This is a genomic window from uncultured Chitinophaga sp. (assembly GCF_937898475.1).
GTDB lineage: Bacteria > Bacteroidota > Bacteroidia > Chitinophagales > Chitinophagaceae > Chitinophaga.
The window spans coordinates 202132-222633 of the sequence record NZ_CALEJS010000016.1 but is presented as its reverse complement, the minus strand read 5'-3'; the positions used below and the strand labels follow the sequence as shown (position 1 = coordinate 222633).

Sequence of the window (20502 nt, the reverse complement as noted above, 5' to 3'; positions counted from 1 at the left end):
GGCGGGACATTCTTATCTGCAGTGCTGCATAGCTTTATTTTTTGTCATCCTCGTCTTCATCCTCATCATCCTCTTCGTCTTCCTCAAAATCATCGTCCTCATCCCCGTCCTCGTCTTCGTCATCATCATCATCATCATCTTCTTCTTCATCATCATCTTCTTCCTCATCTTCATCCTCCTCGTCTTCATCTTCATCACCGTCTCCGTCATATTCGTCAATATCTTCCAGTTCGTCTTCGTCTTCTTCCTCTTCGTCCTCATCGCCACCCCAGGTGGCGGCAGCGTTAACATCCGGCGCTTCCTCTGTTCCCGTTTCTTCTGTTCCTGCTTCTTCGGGTGCTGTGTCTTCTGTTTCCGCTTCCTGCGCTGGTGCTGCATCTTCCAGCGGTGGTGCAGCGCCGGGCTCATTGGGTTCCACAGGTTCGCCTGTCTCCGGTGTTTCCGGTGTTTCGTTCTCTTCCACGTCAGGTATCGCTACGTCCTCATGTATGGTGATGGTAGGAATGTAGGCATCTTCCAGGAGTTCGCCGTTCTCAGACACTACCAGGCTGCTGCCATTGTCGTGCTGGAAAGCTTCGTCCGTAATAAGTGTGGGCTGGATTACTTCTTCGTCAAATACCTCTTTCAGCTTGGGCAGATCGGCGGGAGAGTTCAGTCCGAAATAGTCCATAAACGCCTTGGAAGTGGCATACAGCAAAGGTTTACCCGGCAGGTCTTCACTGCGGCCGGAGATAACGATCAGCTCTTTTTCCAGCAGTTTCTGGATGGAGTAATCAGAGCTTACGCCGCGTATATGCTCTATTTCTCCTTTGGAAATAGGTTGTTTATAGGCGATGATGGCCAGGGTTTCCAGTGCGGCAGTAGACAGGCGTTTCAGGAATTTCTCACCGTTCAGCTGCGCTACCGTCTGGTAGTAGTCTTTTTTGGTCAGGAACTGGTAACCTCCCCCGCTTTCCCTTACCTCGAAGGCATAGAACTCGGAGTGGTATTTTTCCCTGACGGCTTCTATGGCGGCCTCCACCTGGTCCAGCGTAGCGCGGTCTTCCAGGAAGGCCAGTGCATTGTTCAGCAGATCCACAATTTCCAGCACCGGTAACGGACGGTCAGCGGCAAATATCAATGCCTCTACGTGCGGTATGATCTGAGAGATTTCCATAGTTGTGATTTTTTTGCAATGTAGTTGGCACATTGCAGCCGTAATGAAAAAGCGTCAAAGACTGAAAGTTACAGTCTTTGACGCTATTGAGGAAATGAATTTTTCTGCTGTTGATTTGATGTGAATAAGATCCGTTTTATCAGCCGGCCAGTGCTGCAGCACCGCTCACGATCTCGGTCAGCTCTGTAGTAATAGCTGCCTGACGGGCGCGGTTGTAAGACAGTTTCAGGTTACGCAGCAATTCGGCTGCATTCTCTGTTGCCTTATCCATAGCCGTCATACGGGCGCCATGCTCAGAAGCATGGCCATCCAGTATGGCTTTGAAGAACTGGGTGTTCAGGATCTTGGGCATCAGTTCTGCGATCAGGACTTCTTTCTCCGGTTCGAAGATGTAATCTGCCTTGATCTTCTGTTGTCCTTCTTTCTGCGCTACTTTGGCAATAGGCAGGAACTGTTCGGTGGTATATACCTGTGTAGCGGCGTTCTTGAACTGGCTGTATACCAGCTCTACTGCATCGTAGTCACCTTTTATGAAACCGTTCAGGGCAATGGCGGCAGCCTGTTTTACATGATCAAAGTTCAGATCTGCGAACAGGTGCCAGTATTGATCATTGATCTTATATCCGTTTTTTGCAAAGTGCTCATAACCTTTCTTTCCGATAGGCATGATCTCTACCCGTCCTTTGGCATACTGCTCCGCATATTTTTCACGGATCAGCTGTTTGGCCAGCTTTATCAGGTTGGAGTTATAAGCGCCACACAGTCCGCGGTCAGAAGTGATCACCACGATCAGTACCTTTTCTACCGGCCTTTCGGCTGCCAGGGCCATTTCAATATCGCCTTCCGTGTTGGAAACGATGTTCTGCAGCATTTCCTGGAGCTTCACGGCATAAGGGCGCATCAGCAGGATGGCGTCCTGTGCGCGTCTCAGCTTGGCGGCGCTCACCATTTTCATTGCCTTGGTGATCTGCTGGCTGGATTGTACTGATTTTATACGGTTACGAACTTCTTTAAGCTGTCCGGACATAGTGATATTATGGATTTCAATTCGGCTGCAAAGGTAAGTAATGCAGGCATAATTAAGAAACCGGAATGAGGATTATTTATTGGCTAACTACCAGATTTAGAATCAATAATTTACAGATTATCACAACTCTATACGGGTGCCCAGTACTTTCAAAAAGGCAGCTATCCACTTCGGATGAGCCGGCCAGGCAGGGGCGGTTACCAGCAACCCGTCGGTCACCGCTTCATCAATGTTCACGTGTTGGTATTCTCCTCCGGCCATGGTCACTTCCGGGCCTACGGCGGGGTAGGCGGTGAGCTTTTTGCCCCGCACCACATCTGCCGCCGTCAGGATCTGTATGGCATGGCAAACGGCTGCCACCGGTTTGTTACCGGAAAAGAAGTGTTTCACCAGCTCTATTACCTTTTTATCCAGGCGCAGGTATTCGGGCGCCCGGCCTCCTGCAATCACCAGCGCGTCATAGTCTGCCGGCTGTACATCCGCAAAAGAGGCGTTTAATGTAAAATAGTGGCCCCGTTTCTCGCTGTAGGTCTGGTCTCCCTCAAAATCATGAATAGCGGTGATCACCTTTTCCCCGGCTGTTTTGTCCGGGCATACTGCATGTACTTCATGCCCTACCATCTGCAGCATCTGGAAGGGTACCATTGTTTCGTAATCTTCAGCATAATCGCCGGTGAGAAAGAGAATCTTTTTTTGGGACATAACACATGAAAGTTTTAGACACAATTAAGATACGACAAAAAAAAGTTTGAGGGTTTGAAAGTCTGAGCATGCAACCTTATACTATCAGGCCACCATCAAACTATCAAACCCTCGAACCCTCAAACTTTCAAACCCCCAAACAATTTTAGCGTCAATATCCCGTATTCTGCGGGAAATCCTGCGGGTTGCTCACCCTGTCTATCTGGTCCTGCGGAATGGGGCGCCGCATATGTTTGGGCAGGATATTGACGGAGGCCTGCGGATGGTTATGCGCCCGTACCCTTTCCAGCAGTTTCCCGGTACGTACCAGGTCAAACCAGCGCAGTTGTTCACCTACCAGTTCGCGGCCTCTTTCGTCCAGTATAAAATCGATGTTCAGCTGGGCAGGCGTTATTTTCATCGCTTCCCTGTGCGCATTGGTCTCATCGGGTGTGAGGCCTACCCTGGCGGCGCGCATACGCAGGGTATTAACCAGGTTAGCGGCGGTTGTATTGTCGCCTTTCATCATCAGCGCTTCTGCAGCTATCAGGTAATCTTCCGCCAGGCGGAAGGCAATGAAGGGCCTTACACCGGAGGCCTGGTTATCCGGCCGCAATGCGTCTGCAAATTTGTTCAGGGAAGGATACAGCACCTCTGTATAATTACGGGGTGGAACCAGCAGGTAAGGCTTGCTGGCTATTTCGCCATCGCTTACATTGTGACCCGGCATATAAACAGACGTATCGCCCACCTTGAGTTTGGAAGTTGCCACATTGGCTTTCCATACGGTGGTAAAGAATTTTTCATACCGGGTATCATGTACACGCTCAGCATACAATGTGTCCAGCAGGAAAGGCGTTGGACGGAAGCGTTTCCAGGGGGTACCATTGGCCAGGTCGCGTTTCATCCCGGCCAGGATGTCGTACTGCATCAGGAAAAACCTGCTGGCATTGTTGTCGTTAGAGTTGTACAGGGCGTCTGTAGTATACTGTACCGCCCATACGGTTTCTGCATTGTTTTCCTTGCCCTGTGCCCATACCTGGCCAACATCCGGCAGCAGCGAAAAGCTGTAGTTGCTGATCACACCCTGGGCGTATTTGGCTGCGCTGTCATAGTCAGCCGCCTGCCGCGCGGGTGAAGAAGCGCGGGTGAGGTATACCCTTGCCAACAGGTGTTCTGCGGCTGGTTTGCTGGCGCGGCCAAATTCCGGCGACACCGGCAGATTCTGCGAAGCATACCGGAGGTCTGCGATGACCGCATTGTAGATATCCGGCACTGAATCGCGGTGCGCCTCGGTTTTAATTTCCTTATTCTCATGCAGCTGTAAAGGAACCGGTCCGAAGAGCTGCATCAGCAGGAAGTGATAATGCGCCCGGCAGAAACGGGCTTCCCCTACGCCGGTACGTTTTACGGCAGAGTCCAGGCCCGGGATGGCGTCTGCCCTGTCTATCGCTGCATTAGCGGTATTGATCGCCTGGTAGGTAGCGTTCCAGAGTTCCCGCAGGTGTGAATACCGTCCGTCCAGTTGTGAAGTGTACTGGTTGGCAAATTTGAAATCGCCATCAGAGCCGTTGGTATAGGTATCTGTACCAAAAACACTCAGCGTCATTCCGCGTTCAGTACTGTAAAAACTGCGCATGGCTACATAGCCGCCGTTTACTGCGGCGCTGAAACCTGCGGGCGTATTATAGAATTCATCGTTTACATTAGACACCAGGTCTTCTTCCAGCATTTTATTACAGCTTGCTGACGCGATGGCCAGCAGCAGGATCATCCAGCATATTTTCATATTCGTCATAACGTTCTTTTTTACGGTTTAGAAAGTGGCATTTATACCAAACTGCAGCATCCAGGTGGCAGGTACGTCTACTGAGATTGTGGTTACGTCTTCCGGATCAATGCCTTTGTAGGTCTGGCGGTAAGGCGCCAGGATCAGTGGCTGCTTCACGTCTACGCTTACACGCAACGCCTGCATTTTCCAGCGGTCCATCAGGCTTTTTGGCAGGTTGTAACCCAGGCCAATGTTGCGGATCTTGAAGAAGGAGCCGTCAAAATAACTCAGTGTAGTATAGTTATTCGGGCGCTCCTGGTTACGGTTAGGCCGCGGGAAATCATTGGTGGGGTTCGAAGGCGTCCAGTAATCTACGTCCAGGTTGTTATACCTTCCAAAGAGCGTGTTGTAGTTCTGGTAAAAATCACTCTTCACCATATTACCCATCCGTGCAAAGGCTACGATGGAGAGATCAAATCCTTTGTAGGATACGCGCTGTGTCATACCGCCAGACCAGTCGGGCTGCTGTGAGCCCAGGATAGTGCGGTCGTTGGCGTCCAGCCGCTTGTCGTTATTCACATCGTTTAAGCGGATCTCACCCTGGTGTTGCTGGTACACCTGCGCTTCGGCCTCTGTCTGCCAGATGCCTATTTTCTGGTAATCATAGTAAACGGTGATAGGCTTTCCAATGAACCAGGCGTTACCCGGATCGCTTTTATTGCCATTACCCAGGCTCAGGATCTTTTCACGGTTCATGAAGAAGTTAAGATCGGTAGACCAGGTAAAGCCGGAAGGGCTTTGCAGGATGATCGCAGACACGGCTGCTTCCAGGCCTTTGTTCTGGGTAGCGCCTATATTGGTCAGCACACTCGGAAAACCATTGCTGTAGGGTAGCAGTCGGTTCAGCAGCAGGTCAGTGGTCTTTTGTTTATATACGTCCAGGCTACCGTTTATCCTTCCTTTGAACACGCTGAAATCAAAGCCTATGTTGGAGGATGTGGTGGTTTCCCAGGTCAGGTCCGGATTGCGTAGCTGGTTGGGCTGATAACCCAGTACACCCCTGTTATTGAAAGAGTAGGGACTGCGTAGCAAGCCTCCCTGTGTAGCGTAGGGCGGAATACCGGTGTTGCCGATCTTACCATAGCTGGCGCGCAGTTTCAGGTTATCCAGCCAGCTGACGGAACGCAGGAAATTTTCATTGGTCATATTCCAGGCCACGGCCACAGAAGGGAAATAACCCCATTGCTTGCCTTTTGCAAAGCGGGAAGATCCATCCGCACGCAGCGTCAGCGTGATCAGGTAGCGGTCGTCAAACCCATAGTTGATACGGCCCATATAAGAGAGGATGGTCCAGGTGCCCAGCTGGCTGCCGATAGCGGTTACGTTCCCGGCTTCATCCAGGTTATACCACTGCTGCGCTTCTGCGGGAATGCCCCGCACGGAGGCGTTAGACGAATCTTCGCGCTGGCGCTGCACACTGTACAGGGCCGTAATGCCTACGTTATGTTTCTGATGAAATACTTTGTTATACGTCAGCAGGTTTTCCACGGTGTAAGCCAGTACGGTATAGCCATTACGTTGCGCCACGGCGTCGCCACCGGCTATCAGCTGAGTTGTATTATTCTTGCCCTGGAAAAGTCCGTAATTGCTTTGCTGGATATCAGGTCCCACATTCAGGCGGTACTTCAGGCCGTCTGCCAGGTCCACTTCACCATAGAGACTGGAGAACAGGCGGAAGCGGGTGCGGTTCTCCTCCCGGTTACCCGGCACATAATCCAGCAGGGGATTAGGTTGCTGGTTGTCACTGGTCGGGTAAGTGATGAGATTGCCCCCGGCGTCATAAGGAGAGGCGATGGGCAGCATTTTAAGCGCGGCATCCATCCCGTTGTAGGTTTCGCCGCGGCGTTTGCTGTAGGAAGCCAGCAGTGAGGCGCCCACCCTGATACGTTTGCTGATCTCCTGGTCCAGGCTCAGGTGCAGGTTATAGCGCTCAAAACTTTGCAGTTCCAGTACACCCTGTTGCTTGAAGTAGCCACCGCTGGCAGCGTATTTGGTTTTTTCAGATCCGCCGGAAACCCCCAGACTGTGCTGTGTCTGCCATCCGCTGGAGAGCATCAGGTCCTGCCAGTCGGTGTTTACGCCTGCCTTTACGTTGGCGTACTCAGTGGCGTTGAAAATGGCGGCATCAGAAGAATCCGGGTTGTTGTCGTTATAGCGGCCCACCGTACGGTTAGCCTCTCTTCTCATGGCAATGTACTGATTGGCGTCCATCATATCGGTACGGCCCAGGGTGTTGATGATACCATAATTGGCGCTGTAGTTCACCCTCGCCGGGCCGATCTTGCCCTTATGTGTGGTGATCAGGATCACACCGTTGGCCCCGCGTGAACCGTAGATGGCTGTGGCAGATGCATCTTTCAGTACGTCCATGGAGGCGATATCGCCGGGGTTGATGTCGTTCATATTACCGGCATACGGGATCCCGTCTACAATATACAGCGGATCATTACCCGCCGTAATGGATCGGTTACCACGTACACGTACGCGCGGCTCATCGCCCGGCTTGTTACTGTTGATCAGTACATCAATACCCGCCACGCGGCCCTGCAGGGCCTGTTGCGGGTTGGTAACAGATACTTCCTGGATGGCTTTTGCGTTGATGGAGGCAATGGAACCGGTTACGTCTTTCTTCTTCTGGGCGCCGTAACCAACCACCACTACTTCCTCCAGTTTTTTCAGGTCTTCTCCGAGTTGAATGTCAACATTACTGCGGCCGCTTACAGGTACTTCCTGCGTGGTGTAGCCGATGAAAGAGAATACTAAAGTGGCCTGCGGGTCTGCCTGCAGTTTAAACTGACCCTGCATGTCTGTCTGGGTACCGGTTGATTTCCCCTTTACCGATACAGTTACCCCCGGTAACGCTGTGCCGCTTTTCGCATCTTTTACAGTTCCCTGGATAATGTTGGATTGAGCGTGGGTGACGAGGCTGTGGCATAGCAGCAATAACCAGAGCCCCCCCAAGGTGAGCAAGTTCTTCATAGCGTGTAATTCTTATGTTTTTATTTAAGGGTACAAAAAAGGTTTCTACATGGTTCGTACGGTTGAAACGTGGTCCATATTGACAAGTTATGTAAAATATCTTTTTGTTGCAAACGATTGCAATATAAAAGTCGGGAATGACAATAATAAGGGAGACAACTGGTTATGAAGGACAGCTAATTTATAAAAAGACGAGGCCGGTCAGAAATTAAAATTTTCCCTGACCGGCCTTATAAGCGGGTTGGCTGAGGGGCCTGTTTACAGTTCCTGCACTTTGATGTTCCGCCACCTTACTTTGATCCCTCCGCCGGAGTGGATCTGCAGGGCAATCTGCCCGTTGCGGCTGCCTATCTTTTCATCGTCCAGGGTGATCATCTCATGGCCATTCAGCCAGGTGGTTACTACATTGCCTTTTACACGCACCTTCATGGTGTTCCATTCGCCCATTTTCAGGTATTGTTCTTTATCGGCTGTGGGCTGGATCAGCCAGCCGCGGCCATAAGATTCGTAAATACCGCCGGTATGCATACCTGCGGGCGCTACTTCTGCCTGCCAGCCGGTGATCTTGGTACCTTCTATGGTAGAGTGGAAGAATACACCGCTGTTGCCATCGGCCTCCTGTTTGAATTCAAGGGTCAGTTCAAAATCCTTGTAGTCCTTATCGGTACCCAGGTAGCCATATTCTTTATCGGGCCCGCTTTCGCACACCAGGTTGCCCTGATCTACGTACCACTTTTCGGTACCGTAAATTTTCCATCCATCCAGGTTCTTACCGTTAAAAAGAGACTTTGCCTTTTGTCCCATTACACTTGTGGTGGTCAGTATCAACCCGCTTACCAGCAGGCAGGCGCCCAGGCGCCGCCATAAAGACTTAGTTCTTTGCATGTGAAGTATTTGCCCCTTAAGATAAGGGGCAAATTCCAAATTCCAAATAACAAATACCAAATACCAGATCAGGTGTAGCATCGGGAACAAGGTTCCGGTTACTAAGGGTAAAAATCAAAAATCCCAATTTGATCAGCAGCTCCTGTCAGGAACACACTTCTCAAATTGGGATTTGGAATTTGGTATTTGTTACGTTACCTCGCTACGTTTACGGCGCGCTTTTCACGGATCACAGTTACTTTGATCTGGCCGGGATACTGCATCTCCGTCTGGATCTTGTTGGCGATCTCGAAAGAAAGACGGTCTGCATCGTTGTCGGTCACTTTATCGCTCTCAACGATCACGCGCAGTTCGCGGCCTGCCTGGATGGCGTAGGCTTTTTCCACGCCTTCGTGGGCCAGGGCCAGGTTCTCCAGGTCTTTGATACGCTGCAGGTAGCTCTGCATGATCTCGCGGCGGGCGCCCGGGCGGGCGCCGCTGATGGCGTCACAGGCCTGAACGATGGGGGAGATCACGTATTGCATTTCCATCTCATCGTGGTGGGCGCCAACGGCGTTCACCACGGCGGCATGCTCGCCGTATTTTTCGCAGAGCTTGGCGCCCAGCAGGGCGTGGCTCAGTTCAGTTTCTTCGTCAGGTACTTTGCCTATATCGTGCAGCAGACCGGCGCGTTTGGCCAGTTTCGGGTTCAGCCCCAGTTCAGCTGCCATCACGGCGCAAAGGTTAGCTGTTTCCTTAGAGTGCATCAGCAGGTTCTGACCGTAGGAAGAACGGAAACGCATTTTACCTACCAGGCGTACCAGTTCTTTGTGCAGGCCGTGAATGCCCAGCTCTATTACTGTTCTTTCGCCGATGTCCATCACCTGCTCTTCCAGCTGCTTCTTGGTCTTTTCCACTACTTCCTCGATACGGGCAGGGTGAATACGGCCATCCTGCACCAGGCGCTGAAGCGACAAACGGGCGATCTCGCGGCGCAGGGGGTCAAAAGAGGATAATACAATGGCCTCGGGGGTATCGTCTACGATCAGGTCTACACCGGTAGCGGCTTCGATGGCGCGTATGTTACGGCCTTCACGACCAATGATCTGGCCTTTGATCTCATCACTTTCCAGGTTGAACACGGTAATGGCGTTCTCAATGGTCTGCTCTGCAGCGGTACGCTGGATAGATTGTATGATGATCTTTTTAGCTTCTTTGTTGGCCTTTGTCTTGGCATCCTCGATGATCTCCTGGATATGAGCCAGGGCCTGGCTGCGGGCCTCTTCTTTCAGGCTTTCCACCAGCTGGTGTCTGGCCTCTTCGGCGGTAAGGCCGGCCACCTTTTCCAGGCGGCGGATATGTTCTTCCTGGTGTTTTTCCAGGTCATTGCGCTTAATAGCTACCAGTTCCATCTGCCGGTTCAGGTTTTCCTTGATCGCCTCATTCTCCTGTACCTGTTTCTGCAGCTGTTCATTCTTCTGGTTAAGGCTCAGCTCTTTCTGTTTGATCCGGTTCTCTGCATCTGCCAGTTTCTGGTTACGCTGCAATACCTCTTTCTCATGTTCACTCTTCATCTGCAGGTATTTCTCCTTAGCTTCCAGTAACTTATCCTTTTTCAGGTTCTCAGCGCTTATCTGCGCATCTGATACGATCTTCTGAGCCTGTTGTTCTGCCTCCTGTATTTTTTGCTGCGTGTTTTTGGCAAATATCACCTTACCTAACACAATCCCTATGATCAATGCCACCACTGCGGCTATTGTCGTTATAAAAGTAACATCCATACAAAAAATTTAAAATTGAATATATATTGCATTCTTTGCCACCCCCTATCGAGGTGGTGTTAGAACTTGACGCGCGAAAATACAAAAAAGAATGTGCTAAAATGCGACAACACAGGACGGATGAAGGTGCAGACAGATTACTTTACGTGGAATAGTAACAGGGGGTATTTATCAAATAACTTATTATGAGTAAGTTATAAGTAGCATTAATAAAATTATATTACTTCCTGTTAATCTACTTTTTCAAATAATTCACCATTCATCCCAGCACTTTTCCCACCTGCTTTTCCTGCCCTACTTCAGCTGCTCATCCAGCAATTCTTCCAGCCTTTGTAACTTTTCCTGTAAAAAAGGGGCCACGCTTGCCTGGGCCTTTCCCCCGCTGGTTACGGGGTGGGTGGCGTACATGATCAGCGCCATGGCGATGTAATCCTGCAGATCCTTACCCGCATAAGCCGTTTTGAATTCAATGATCTTTTCATTCACTTCCTTCATAATACGGCGTACTTCCTCTTCTTCCTCCGGTTTTATCTTGATCCGGTAAGACCGGTCTGCCACGAATATATTTACGGGAATCAGCTGTTCCATGGATTGTCTTTAACTGTTCAGCAGCGCTATGCACCTGTCTATCTCCTTAATATAGTCGTTGATCCTGTTCCGCATTTCCTTTTTGAAATCCTCATCTTCCTCGGGAGTGGCCGGTTTGCCCGATGCAACACCCGCTATTTTTGCAAGATGCAACTTTTCTTCCAGCATAGCAATAGTTTCCAGCTGCCGGGCTGATTCCTGCTGCTGTAGCTGCAACTGTTCTTTCAACAATGCATTATCAGCCTGCTCCTGCTGTAGCTTTTTCAGCAGCAGGAGCAGCTTATCTTCAATGCGTTGTATGTGTTGCTCTAATGCCATTTATGCCAGACGCGGTCCGTCTTATTTCCTGATCTGTGCCTGTAAACGGGTCTCAAAAGCATTCACCAGCTTGTCCATTACCGCATCTATTTCTTTATCTGTCAGTGTTTTGCGGGTATCCTGGAAGGTAAAGCTCACTGCGTAAGACTGTTTATTGGCGCCCAGTTTTTCACTTTCAAAAACGTCGAAAAGGTTGATATGTTGCAGCAGCGGGGATTTTACACCGCGGGCGGCTGCTTCCACATCTGCAAATTTCACCTGCTTGTCCAGTACCAGGGCAAGGTCCCTGCGTACGGTCGGGAACTTTGGAATTTCACTGTAAAAGTTATCCTTTTTTGGTAAAGCCGCCAAAACTGATTGCCAGTTGATATCAGCAAACCATACCGCCTGTTTGATATCGAACTGCTTCAGTTTCTGCTGGGCTACGGCACCCAGGGTTACCAGTTCTTTGCCGTTGCCCTTAATGAGCCAGGCGTGTTGCAGGCCGTGGGCCTCTTTCTCTGCCCATTGCAGGGAAGTAATGCCCAGTTGCGCCAGTATATTGCTCACATACCCTTTCAGGAAATAGAAATCTACCGGGGCGGCCTTGTACAGCCAGCTCTCCGGGCGTTTGGCGCCGGTGAGGTACAGGCTCAGGTGCTCGGTTTCCTCGTATTTGCCGGGGGCCTGTTGCCGGTAGGTTTTACCGAATTCAAAGAACAGGAGGTCCTCATTTTTCCGGTTCAGGTTATAAGACACGCTTTCGAGGCCGGTTTCCAGCATGGAAGGACGCATTACATCCAGGTCTGCGCTCAGGTTATTGATCATTTTCACCGTATGCTCCAGCACTTCGGGCGTAAAATATTTGCTGTTGGTGATGGAGTTGGTGAAGATCTCTTTGAAGCCGTTGGCCGCCAGGTAGTCGGCAATCTTCTCCCGCACGCGCCCCTGGTCGGGACGGGCAGTGATGGCCGGGGTGATCAGCACCTGGGACGGGATCTCTACATTATCCAAGCCGTCTATACGCATGATCTCTTCCACGATATCAGCCGGGATGGCGATATCCGGTTTGCTATAGGGCACGTTCACACGGAGGCCTTCGGCTGTTGTTTCCAGTATCTCAAATCCAAGGCTGGCGAGGATATGTTTGATCTTATCCTGGCCGTAGTCCTTACCGCTCAGCTTTTTAATATAGTTCCAGGTAGCGCTTACTTCTTTTTTAGGTTGTGGCTGGGGATATATATCCACCACATCGGAGGCCACCTGCCCGCCTGCCAGCTCACAGATCAGCGCTGCAGCGCGTTGCAGGGCAAATACGGTATTGGAAATGTCCACGCCTTTTTCAAAACGGGTGGCCGCGTCTGTGCGCAGGCCGTGACGGAAGGAACTGGCGCGGATACCGGAAGGGCTGAAACAGGCGCTCTCCAGGAAGATGTTGCTGGTGGCGTCTGTCACGCCGGAATGTAGTCCGCCGAATACGCCCGCAATGCACATACCTTCGCTGTTGCCGTTGCAGATCATCAGGTCTGCGGCATCCAGCTTGCGCTCTTTCTCATCCAGGGTCACAAAGGGAGTGCCCGCAGGCAGGTTCTTAACGATCACATGGTTACCGGTAATGGCGGCGGCATTAAAAGCGTGCAGCGGCTGACCGGTTTCATGCAGTATGAAATTGGTGATGTCTACTATATTATTAATAGGCCTTACCCCGATGGCCAGCAGTTTATTCCGCAGCCAGTCAGGAGAGGGCGCTGTTTTTACACCGCTGATGGAAATACCGGCATAACGGGGGCAGGCATCCGTATTCTCTATGGTAACGGTGATGGGTAAGGGTTTGGCGGCTTTGGGCAGTTCCGGGATAGCCGGCAGCTTTACCTGGTATTGCCGGGTGTTTTCCAGGTTATTGAAATAGGCGCAAACGTCGCGGGCCACGCCTATATGGCTCATGGCATCCATGCGGTTGGGGGTGAGGCCTATTTCGTATACCCAGTCCTGTACCACGTTAAAAACTTTTGCGGCGGGCGTACCGGGTACCAGGGCTGCATCCAGCACCATGATGCCTGCATGGCTGCTGCCCAGGCCGATCTCGTCTTCGGCACAGATCATTCCTTCGCTTTCTTCCCCGCGGATCTTTGCCTTTTTCATGGTCATGGGCTCACCGCCCAGCGGGTAAATGGTAGTACCGATGGGGGCCACCACCACTTTCTGGCCAGCAGCCACATTGGGGGCGCCGCATACCACGTTCAGGGGGGTGCCGCTACCGATATTTACGGTCGTAAGTTTGAGCTTATCTGCATTAGGGTGCTGGGCAACGGTCAGTACTTCGCCTATTACCAGCCCTTCAAGGCTTCCTTTGATGGACTCAAACCTTTCCAGGCTCTCCACCTCCAGGCCTATACGGGTTAAAATAACAGACAGATCCTCCGGCGACGGCTGCACCGGCAAATATTCACAAAGCCAGTTGTAAGAAATAGTCATTTTAATTAATAATGTGGCTGTAAAGATAGTATAAAAGTCCATAGACGGTGGTCCATCGTCCATGGTTCATTGTGCCTTAGAAAAGGTCATTTGAGCATGCAACAGGACACCGCAGGAGAATTTTTTGCGGTTTGACAACGTTATTTGATGGAGATTGTATGGAGGATGGACCATAGACAATGGACTAATCCACACAAGCAAATTGTGGAAAATCTTTTTACACAAAGTGTGTGAATAATCGGACCTTTGCAGGGTGTTTTTACTTCATTTAGTGGATAACCGGATACGAGTCAGTGGATAACTGACATTTTGCGTGTGAATAACCTGTGTGTTGGGTTTGATAAATATAATCCGGTCATCGTACGGCTTAAATGAAAAAATGCCTTTACCTTAGTTTTTACGGCTCAAAAAAGTTTACAATTTATTAAAGATGACTTAACACTGATACAGAAAAAATTGTGTAGCGCCGGGGGCATTAAGAGTCATGACAGTAATCGTTTTCGTTCATTTTTTTTAACTTTTTGCAATATAAATGGATCTCAATCTAAAGAAAGACCGTAATGTACGTAGGAAACCGTCCATTGATGTGTCCTCCATGGTTTATGGAAAAATACCCCCTCAGTCCAAGGATATGGAAGAAGCTGTACTGGGCGCCATTATGCTGGAAAAGGGTGCTTTTGATACAGTTATAGAGATCCTGAAGCCAGAATGCTTCTATGTGGAAGCACACCAGAAGATATTCGCCTCCATGCAGCGTTTAGCCGCCAAGTCTATGCCGGTGGATATCCTCACGGTGGTGGAAGAGCTCAGGTCTTCCGGCGAACTGGAAATGATAGGGGGCCCATTTTACGTTACCCGCCTCACCAACACTGTAGTATCATCTGCGAACATTGAAGCGCACGCGCGTATCATCCTTCAGAAGTTCATACAGCGTGAACTGATCCGTATCTCCGGTGAGATACTGAGCGAAGCTTATGAAGATACGGCCGACGTATTTGACCTGCTGGACGGAGCAGAGTCCAAACTGTTCGAGATCACCAACAGCCACCTGCGGAAGAACTACGATTCTATCGACAGGGTACTGGTGAACACCATGAAGCGTATTGAAGACCTGCGCAATAAAGGCGATGATATCACCGGTGTACCTTCCGGTTTCCCTTCGCTGGACAAGGTAACTTATGGCTGGCAGCCCAGTGACCTTATCATCCTGGCCGCCCGTCCGTCTGTGGGTAAAACCGCCTTCGCCCTTAACCTGGCGAGGAATGCCGCACTGCATCCCCGCTTCCCGAAAGGCGCGGCTATCTTCTCACTGGAAATGTCCTCCGGGCAGATCGTACAGCGTATCCTTTCCGCCGAGTCGGAGATCAAGCTGGAAAAGATCACCCGTGGTAAGCTGGAAGAATATGAGATGAAGAAGCTGATGACGCATGGTATTGAACGCCTGGCCAAGGCGCCCATCTTTATAGATGATACGCCCGCCCTCAATATCTTCGAGCTGCGTGCCAAATGCCGCAGGCTGGTGCATAACAACGGCGTAGGCATTATCATCATCGACTACCTGCAGCTGATGAGCGGCGGCGGCGAAGGACGCAACTCCAACCGTGAGCAGGAGATCAGTAAGATCTCCCGCGATCTGAAAGGCCTGGCAAAAGAGCTGCACGTACCTGTGATCGCCCTGTCCCAGTTAAGCCGTGACGTGGAGAAACGTAAAGACGGCAACAAGATGCCCCAGCTGAGTGACCTTCGTGAATCGGGTGCTATCGAACAGGATGCCGACATGGTATGCTTCCTGTACCGCCCTGAATACTACGAGATCACCACCAATGAAATGGGCGAATCCAACAAAGGTGAAACCCACGTTCGTATAGCCAAACACCGTAACGGTCAGCTGGATACCATCAAGCTGCGCGCCGTACTGGAATTCCAGCGTTTTGAAGACGATGGCAGCGTAGAAAACCCGGGTGGCGGCAGCAGCAGCCCATTTGCAGGTATGCGTAACCACGGCGGCCCCGGTGGCGATGAAGCCAAACTGTACATCCAGAAAGGCTCAAAAATGAACGACATGAACTTCGAAGACGAAGGCCTTGAAGACGCTCCGTTCTAAAATACCAAGTACCAGATACCAAAATCCAAATACCAGATTCCAACATCCAGATTCCAAATGATCTTCGCGAAGTGCTTCGCGATTTGGAACTTGGATGTTGGAATTTGTTATTTTAGCCCGCCTTTACCCGGTATTTGGTATTGGGATTTTGGAATTTGGAATTTGGTATTTGGATTTCGGTATCTGGAATTTTACACCCGATGTGGCAAAAGTATAAACCGTATTACCAGGATAATTTCCGTTTAGCCTACCCTGTAGTGATCTCCCAGCTGGGGCATACCCTGGTGGGACTGTCAGACAGCATCATCATCGGCCATACCGGTGAAGTGCCGCTGGCCGCCGTATCGCTGGGCAACAGCATATTTACCATCTTCCTGGTAACCGGTATCGGGATGTCTTACGGGCTTACCCCCCTGATTGCGCAGGCCAATGGCCGGGGCGACAAAGCCGCGTGCGGAGGCCTGCTGAGCCAGAGCCTGATCATCAACCTGGTTACCGGACTGCTGCTCTGCGCTGTTATCATTACCGGCAGCCATTACATTCAGTTGCTGGACCAACCACCGGCAGTGGTAGCGCAGGCCAGGCCTTTTCTGCAGTTCCTGGGCGTATCCTTCCTGCCCCTGATGGTATATCTTTCCTTTAAGCAGTTTGCCGAAGGCCTGGGTTTTACCCGCCAGGCCATGAACATTAGTATTATCGGTAATGTTATTAATGTAATAATTGGCATCAGCCTGGTATACGGGTTGTTTGGCCTGCCCCGCCTGGGGGTAATAGGGGTAGGTATCGCTACACTGACAGACCGCCTGCTTATGGGAGTGGCCATGGCGCTGTATGTTTTAAAAGCTCCCCGCTTCAAACCTTACCTGCAGCGTTTCCGTTTTAAGGAGGTCTCCCGGGCAACCATCAGAAAGATACTGGGTATCGGCGCCCCGGTAGCCCTCCAGTATATTTTTGAAGTAAGCGCTTTCAGTGGGGCCGTGATTATGGTGGGCTGGATAGGCGCCAGGGAACTGGCCGCACACCAGATTGCCATCAGCCTGGCCACTATGACCTATATGATGGCCAGCGGCGTATCTGCTGCCGCCGGTATTAAGAGCGGCAATTACCTGGGCGCTGTAAAGTTCCGCGAGCTCCGCCTTTCTGCCATTGCCAGCTATCATATGGTACTGGTGCTGATGGGGACTGCTGCCCTGGTATTTATGCTGGGCAACCAGCTACTGCCCCGTATGTATATCAATGAACCTGCTGTGATCCGGATTGCCAGCGCCCTGCTGATCATCGCTGCCTTTTTCCAGCTGTTTGACGGCACCCAGGTGGTGGGCCTCGGTATCCTGCGCGGGATGGGGGATGTAAAAGTGCCGACTATCATTACCTTCCTGGCCTACTGGGGCCTTGGCCTGCCCATAGGATATGTGCTGGGGATCCACCTGGGCTTTGGCATCCAGGGTATCTGGTGGGGCTTGCTGTTAGGATTGCTGGCAGCATCGGTGTTGCTGTTTGTACGGTTCCAGGTGAAAACGAAAAGGCAGGCGTAGGAGGATTGTGGGGTACGGGTGGCCTTAAAAAAATTATAGGACAAAAGATTGCTTCGCCGCCCCGCGCGGGGCTATACAGTTCCTTGCAATGACGAAACTTAAATGTCACTTCCTCGCAGGGACGAAACTAAAATATCTCCTCCTCCTCCTTACTACAACCTTCTTATTATCAATACTTTACCACAGTTAACCCGGTTGGGGTCCTTTGCCTGACCGGGCTGAAACGCATACTGGTCTTGTGTTTGATAAGAGATGTCTCCTTGTTGAGCCCTTATTCATCCCTTACTGATCCCTTGTTTATTCCTTCCTCATTATATAGGAGATATCTACGGATCTGATTGGTATATAAATGAACTAGGATTGGAATCTCCCAAAATTTCCGTGTGAAAACGCATAAGATTTTCCCCCGGTTTTTCCCGAATTTTGCCCGGCTGGAGCCTGGCTAACGCCTGGCTTAACACCCGGTTTAATACCCGGGCATACCCAGCCAACAACCGGAAAGAACTGATTTTCAACATGGAACTACCTGTTTTTTTTGCCAGAGACCTGGCCCCTGACGCGGCTTCTTATGTAATGGATGAACCCACCTCCAAGTACTGCATACAGGTACTGCGGCGGGAAAAAGGGCAGCAGGTGCTGCTGGCAAACGGGCGCGGACAAAAATTTACTGCCCGGATTACAGACGATAACCGTAAAAAATGCGAGGTGCAGATAGAACACTGTGAAACGGTTCCGGCGCCATCACCAGCCCTCCGAATAGCCATCGCTTTTACCAAAAATGCCTCCCGCATTGAGTGGTTCCTCGAAAAAGCCACCGAAATAGGGGTAACGGGCATCATCCCCCTGCTCACCCAGCGTACGGAAAAGGAGAAATTCAAACAGGAAAGGCTGGAGAACATCCTGGTGGCTGCCATGCTGCAATCGCAGCAGTATTATTTACCGGAGCTCTCCGCCCCGGTGGCATTTGATAAACTGGTACAGGAAAATAATACCCCCCAGCTGTTCATCGCGCATTGTTTGCCGGAGCAGAAGCTGCACCTGCAACAGGCAATGGAAGCGGGAAAAGATACGCTTATGCTGATAGGCCCCGAAGGAGATTTTACCCCGGCAGAGGTGAGCCTGGCCCTGGAAAAAGGATTCCAGCCGGTGTCATTGGGAAATACCAGGTTAAGAACGGAAACGGCAGGGGTGGTGGCGTGTACGTTGATGAAGGCTATAAATGTTTGAAGTTTGAGGTTCGTTGCAGGTTGAAGGTTTAGCACCAGTGCACCTGTTGGGTGACATGTTACTAAACTTGTAACTTTCAACGAACCTCAAACTTCAAACCTCACCTCAAACTAATCTCTCACTTTCGGCTGCCTCAGTTCCACCGGTTTGGCGGCTTTCTTCCGCATCGCCATATTCAGCAGTTCCACGGCAAAGGAGAAGGCCATGGCAAAGTATACGTAATTTTTCAAATTAAGCTCTTCGGCCCTTTCTCCCATCCATCCTTCAATGATGAGGATACCGCCTACCATTACCAGGAAGGAGAGGGCCAGCATTTTCAGGGTAGGATGCTTGTGAATGAAGTCACTGATACGGGGGGCAAACAGGAACATGATGATCATGGCTATGATCACGGCAATGATCATGATGGGGATATGCTGCGCAAGGCCCACGGCGGTAATGATACTGTCAAAAGAGAACACCATATCAATAATGATGATCTGCCCTACCACGTTCAGCAGGGAGGCGCCTTTCTGGCCGCCGCTGCCAAGGGTCACTTCCTCTTCGCCTTCCAGTTTATGGTGGATCTCCCGGGTGGTCTTCACCAGGAGGAAAAGGCCGCCGCCCAGCATGATCAGGTCACGCAGGCTGAAGCCGTGGCTGGCGATGTGAAAGATAGGGTCTTTGGCCCGTACAATATAGCCGATGCACAGCAGCAGTATGATACGAACCCCTATGCCGGTGAACATCCAGATACGGCGGGCCTGCAGGCGTTTGCTTTCAGGCAGCCGGTTCATGACGATAGAGACGAAAATAACGTTGTCGATACCCAGTACAATTTCCATCAGCACCAGGGTCAGTAAGCTGATGAGCGATTCCGTAGTGAACAAGTGTTCCATGATATTTATTTGTTAGCTAAGCCTGCGCAAATTTTCTTTACAATGGTGGGACCTTCATATATAAACCCGGTGTACACCTGTACAAGTACCGCACCAGCCTCCAGTTTTTCCCGGGCATCTGCTGCGGTAAATATGCCGCCGGCAGCAATAATGGGTATCTTTCCGCTGGAGCGTTCGTGGATGTACCTGATCACCGCGGTGGATCTTTCCCTTACGGGAAGTCCGCTCAATCCGCCGGCGCCTATATTGGCCACTTCTGCGGCAGGGGTTTGCAGTCCGTCCCGGCTGATGGTGGTATTGGTGGCCACGATACCGGCAAGACCGGTTTCCTGTACAATCTCGATGATATCGTTCAGCTGATCATCGTTCAGGTCCGGCGCTATTTTCAGCAGTATAGGCTTGGGTTTGCTTTTCTGCGCGTTCAGCAGCTGCAGGTGATGCAGCAGCTGTTTGAGCGGCTCTTTTTCCTGCAGGGCGCGCAGGTTGGGTGTATTGGGAGAGCTTACATTCACAACAAAATAATCCACCACGTCGAAGAGTGCATGAAAGCACTTTTCGTAATCGCTCACCGCTTCTTCATTAGGCGTTTGCTTGTTTTTACCGATGTTGCCGCCGATAATGATGTCCGACCTGCGTTTCTGCAGCCTTTTGGCAGCGGCAACGGCGCCGTCGTTATTAAAGCCCATACGGTTGATCAGGGCCTGGTCTGCCGGCAGGCGGAAAAGGCGCGGTTGTTCATTACCGGGTTGGGCCAGGGGAGTCACTGTACCGATCTCCACAAATCCGAAACCGAGACTGGCCAGTTCGTCGGTATACTTGGCGTCTTTGTCAAAGCCTGCTGCCAGTCCGACGGGATTACGGAAGCGCAGCCCCCATAGTTCCCTTTCAAGGCCTTTCACTTTCGTGTTACACCATGCATTTACCAGTTTGCTGCCCAGTGGCAGGCCGTGCACTAATTTGAGACCACGCATTACGCTGTGGTGAATATTCTCCGGTGGGAAACGGAACAATAATTTCTTGATAAGATGGTACATGTGTGGTGCAAATATAAAAAATTATATGTGCGGATATCTATCTGT

The 20502-nt window shown here is 50.9% G+C and carries 15 protein-coding genes; 3 read left to right on the top strand and 12 right to left on the bottom strand.

The annotated features are described in order from the left end of the window. Positions 1–34: 34 nt before the first annotated feature. The 10 genes from scpB to pheT form a co-directional block, all read right to left on the bottom strand. Complete coding sequence (gene scpB, locus Q0577_RS10780) at positions 35–1156, bottom strand: SMC-Scp complex subunit ScpB (protein ID WP_298735898.1); 1122 nt, start codon at positions 1154–1156, stop codon at positions 35–37. Positions 1157–1295: 139 nt separating this feature from the next. After that, a complete protein-coding gene (gene atpG / locus Q0577_RS10775) occupies positions 1296–2183 on the bottom strand; it encodes an ATP synthase F1 subunit gamma (protein WP_298735895.1) in 888 nt (295 codons plus the stop codon). A 120-nt stretch (positions 2184–2303) separates the two neighbouring features. Next, the gene (locus tag Q0577_RS10770) at positions 2304–2885 is read right to left on the bottom strand and encodes a DJ-1/PfpI family protein (RefSeq protein WP_298735893.1); all 582 of its coding nucleotides are present in this window, start codon (positions 2883–2885) and stop codon (positions 2304–2306) included. Between the two features lie 151 nt (positions 2886–3036). Further along, positions 3037–4662 (bottom strand): RagB/SusD family nutrient uptake outer membrane protein, encoded by a 1626-nt coding sequence (locus Q0577_RS10765; RefSeq protein WP_298735891.1) that lies wholly within the window; start codon positions 4660–4662, stop codon positions 3037–3039. 18 nt (positions 4663–4680) lie between these two features. Next, positions 4681–7674 (bottom strand): TonB-dependent receptor, encoded by a 2994-nt coding sequence (locus Q0577_RS10760; RefSeq protein ID WP_298735889.1) that lies wholly within the window; start codon positions 7672–7674, stop codon positions 4681–4683. Positions 7675–7932: 258 nt separating this feature from the next. Continuing rightward, positions 7933–8559, bottom strand: coding sequence for a DUF1080 domain-containing protein (locus Q0577_RS10755; RefSeq protein ID WP_298735887.1), 627 nt, complete (start codon positions 8557–8559; stop codon positions 7933–7935). A 194-nt stretch (positions 8560–8753) separates the two neighbouring features. Then, positions 8754–10319 carry a ribonuclease Y gene (gene rny / locus Q0577_RS10750; protein ID WP_298735884.1) on the bottom strand — a complete coding sequence of 522 codons (1566 nt, stop codon included), beginning with the start codon at positions 10317–10319 and terminating at the stop codon, positions 8754–8756. 294 nt (positions 10320–10613) lie between these two features. Beyond that, entirely contained in the window at positions 10614–10907 is a 294-nt protein-coding gene (locus Q0577_RS10745; protein ID WP_298735879.1) for a cell division protein ZapA, read from the bottom strand. A 9-nt stretch (positions 10908–10916) separates the two neighbouring features. Beyond that, positions 10917–11225 (bottom strand): hypothetical protein, encoded by a 309-nt coding sequence (locus Q0577_RS10740; RefSeq protein ID WP_298735877.1) that lies wholly within the window; start codon positions 11223–11225, stop codon positions 10917–10919. 21 nt (positions 11226–11246) lie between these two features. Beyond that, positions 11247–13679 carry a phenylalanine--tRNA ligase subunit beta gene (gene pheT / locus Q0577_RS10735; protein WP_298735875.1) on the bottom strand — a complete coding sequence of 811 codons (2433 nt, stop codon included), beginning with the start codon at positions 13677–13679 and terminating at the stop codon, positions 11247–11249. Positions 13680–14211: 532 nt separating this feature from the next. Here pheT and dnaB point away from each other — a divergent pair. From dnaB to Q0577_RS10720, 3 genes are all read left to right on the top strand, one after another. Beyond that, positions 14212–15783, top strand: coding sequence for a replicative DNA helicase (gene dnaB, locus Q0577_RS10730; protein ID WP_298735873.1), 1572 nt, complete (start codon positions 14212–14214; stop codon positions 15781–15783). 200 nt (positions 15784–15983) lie between these two features. Further along, positions 15984–17318: an MATE family efflux transporter gene (locus Q0577_RS10725; protein WP_298735871.1), complete on the top strand. Its 1335-nt coding sequence runs from the start codon at positions 15984–15986 to the stop codon at positions 17316–17318. Positions 17319–17834: 516 nt separating this feature from the next. After that, positions 17835–18545 carry an RsmE family RNA methyltransferase gene (locus tag Q0577_RS10720; protein WP_298735869.1) on the top strand — a complete coding sequence of 237 codons (711 nt, stop codon included), beginning with the start codon at positions 17835–17837 and terminating at the stop codon, positions 18543–18545. 110 nt (positions 18546–18655) lie between these two features. Here the strand turns inward: Q0577_RS10720 and Q0577_RS10715 are convergent, their stop codons facing one another. Together Q0577_RS10715 and Q0577_RS10710 are read right to left on the bottom strand one after the other, a co-directional pair. Beyond that, positions 18656–19423 (bottom strand): TerC family protein, encoded by a 768-nt coding sequence (locus Q0577_RS10715; protein WP_298735866.1) that lies wholly within the window; start codon positions 19421–19423, stop codon positions 18656–18658. A 5-nt stretch (positions 19424–19428) separates the two neighbouring features. Continuing rightward, positions 19429–20457: a quinone-dependent dihydroorotate dehydrogenase gene (locus Q0577_RS10710; RefSeq protein ID WP_298735865.1), complete on the bottom strand. Its 1029-nt coding sequence runs from the start codon at positions 20455–20457 to the stop codon at positions 19429–19431. Positions 20458–20502 lie beyond the last annotated feature (45 nt).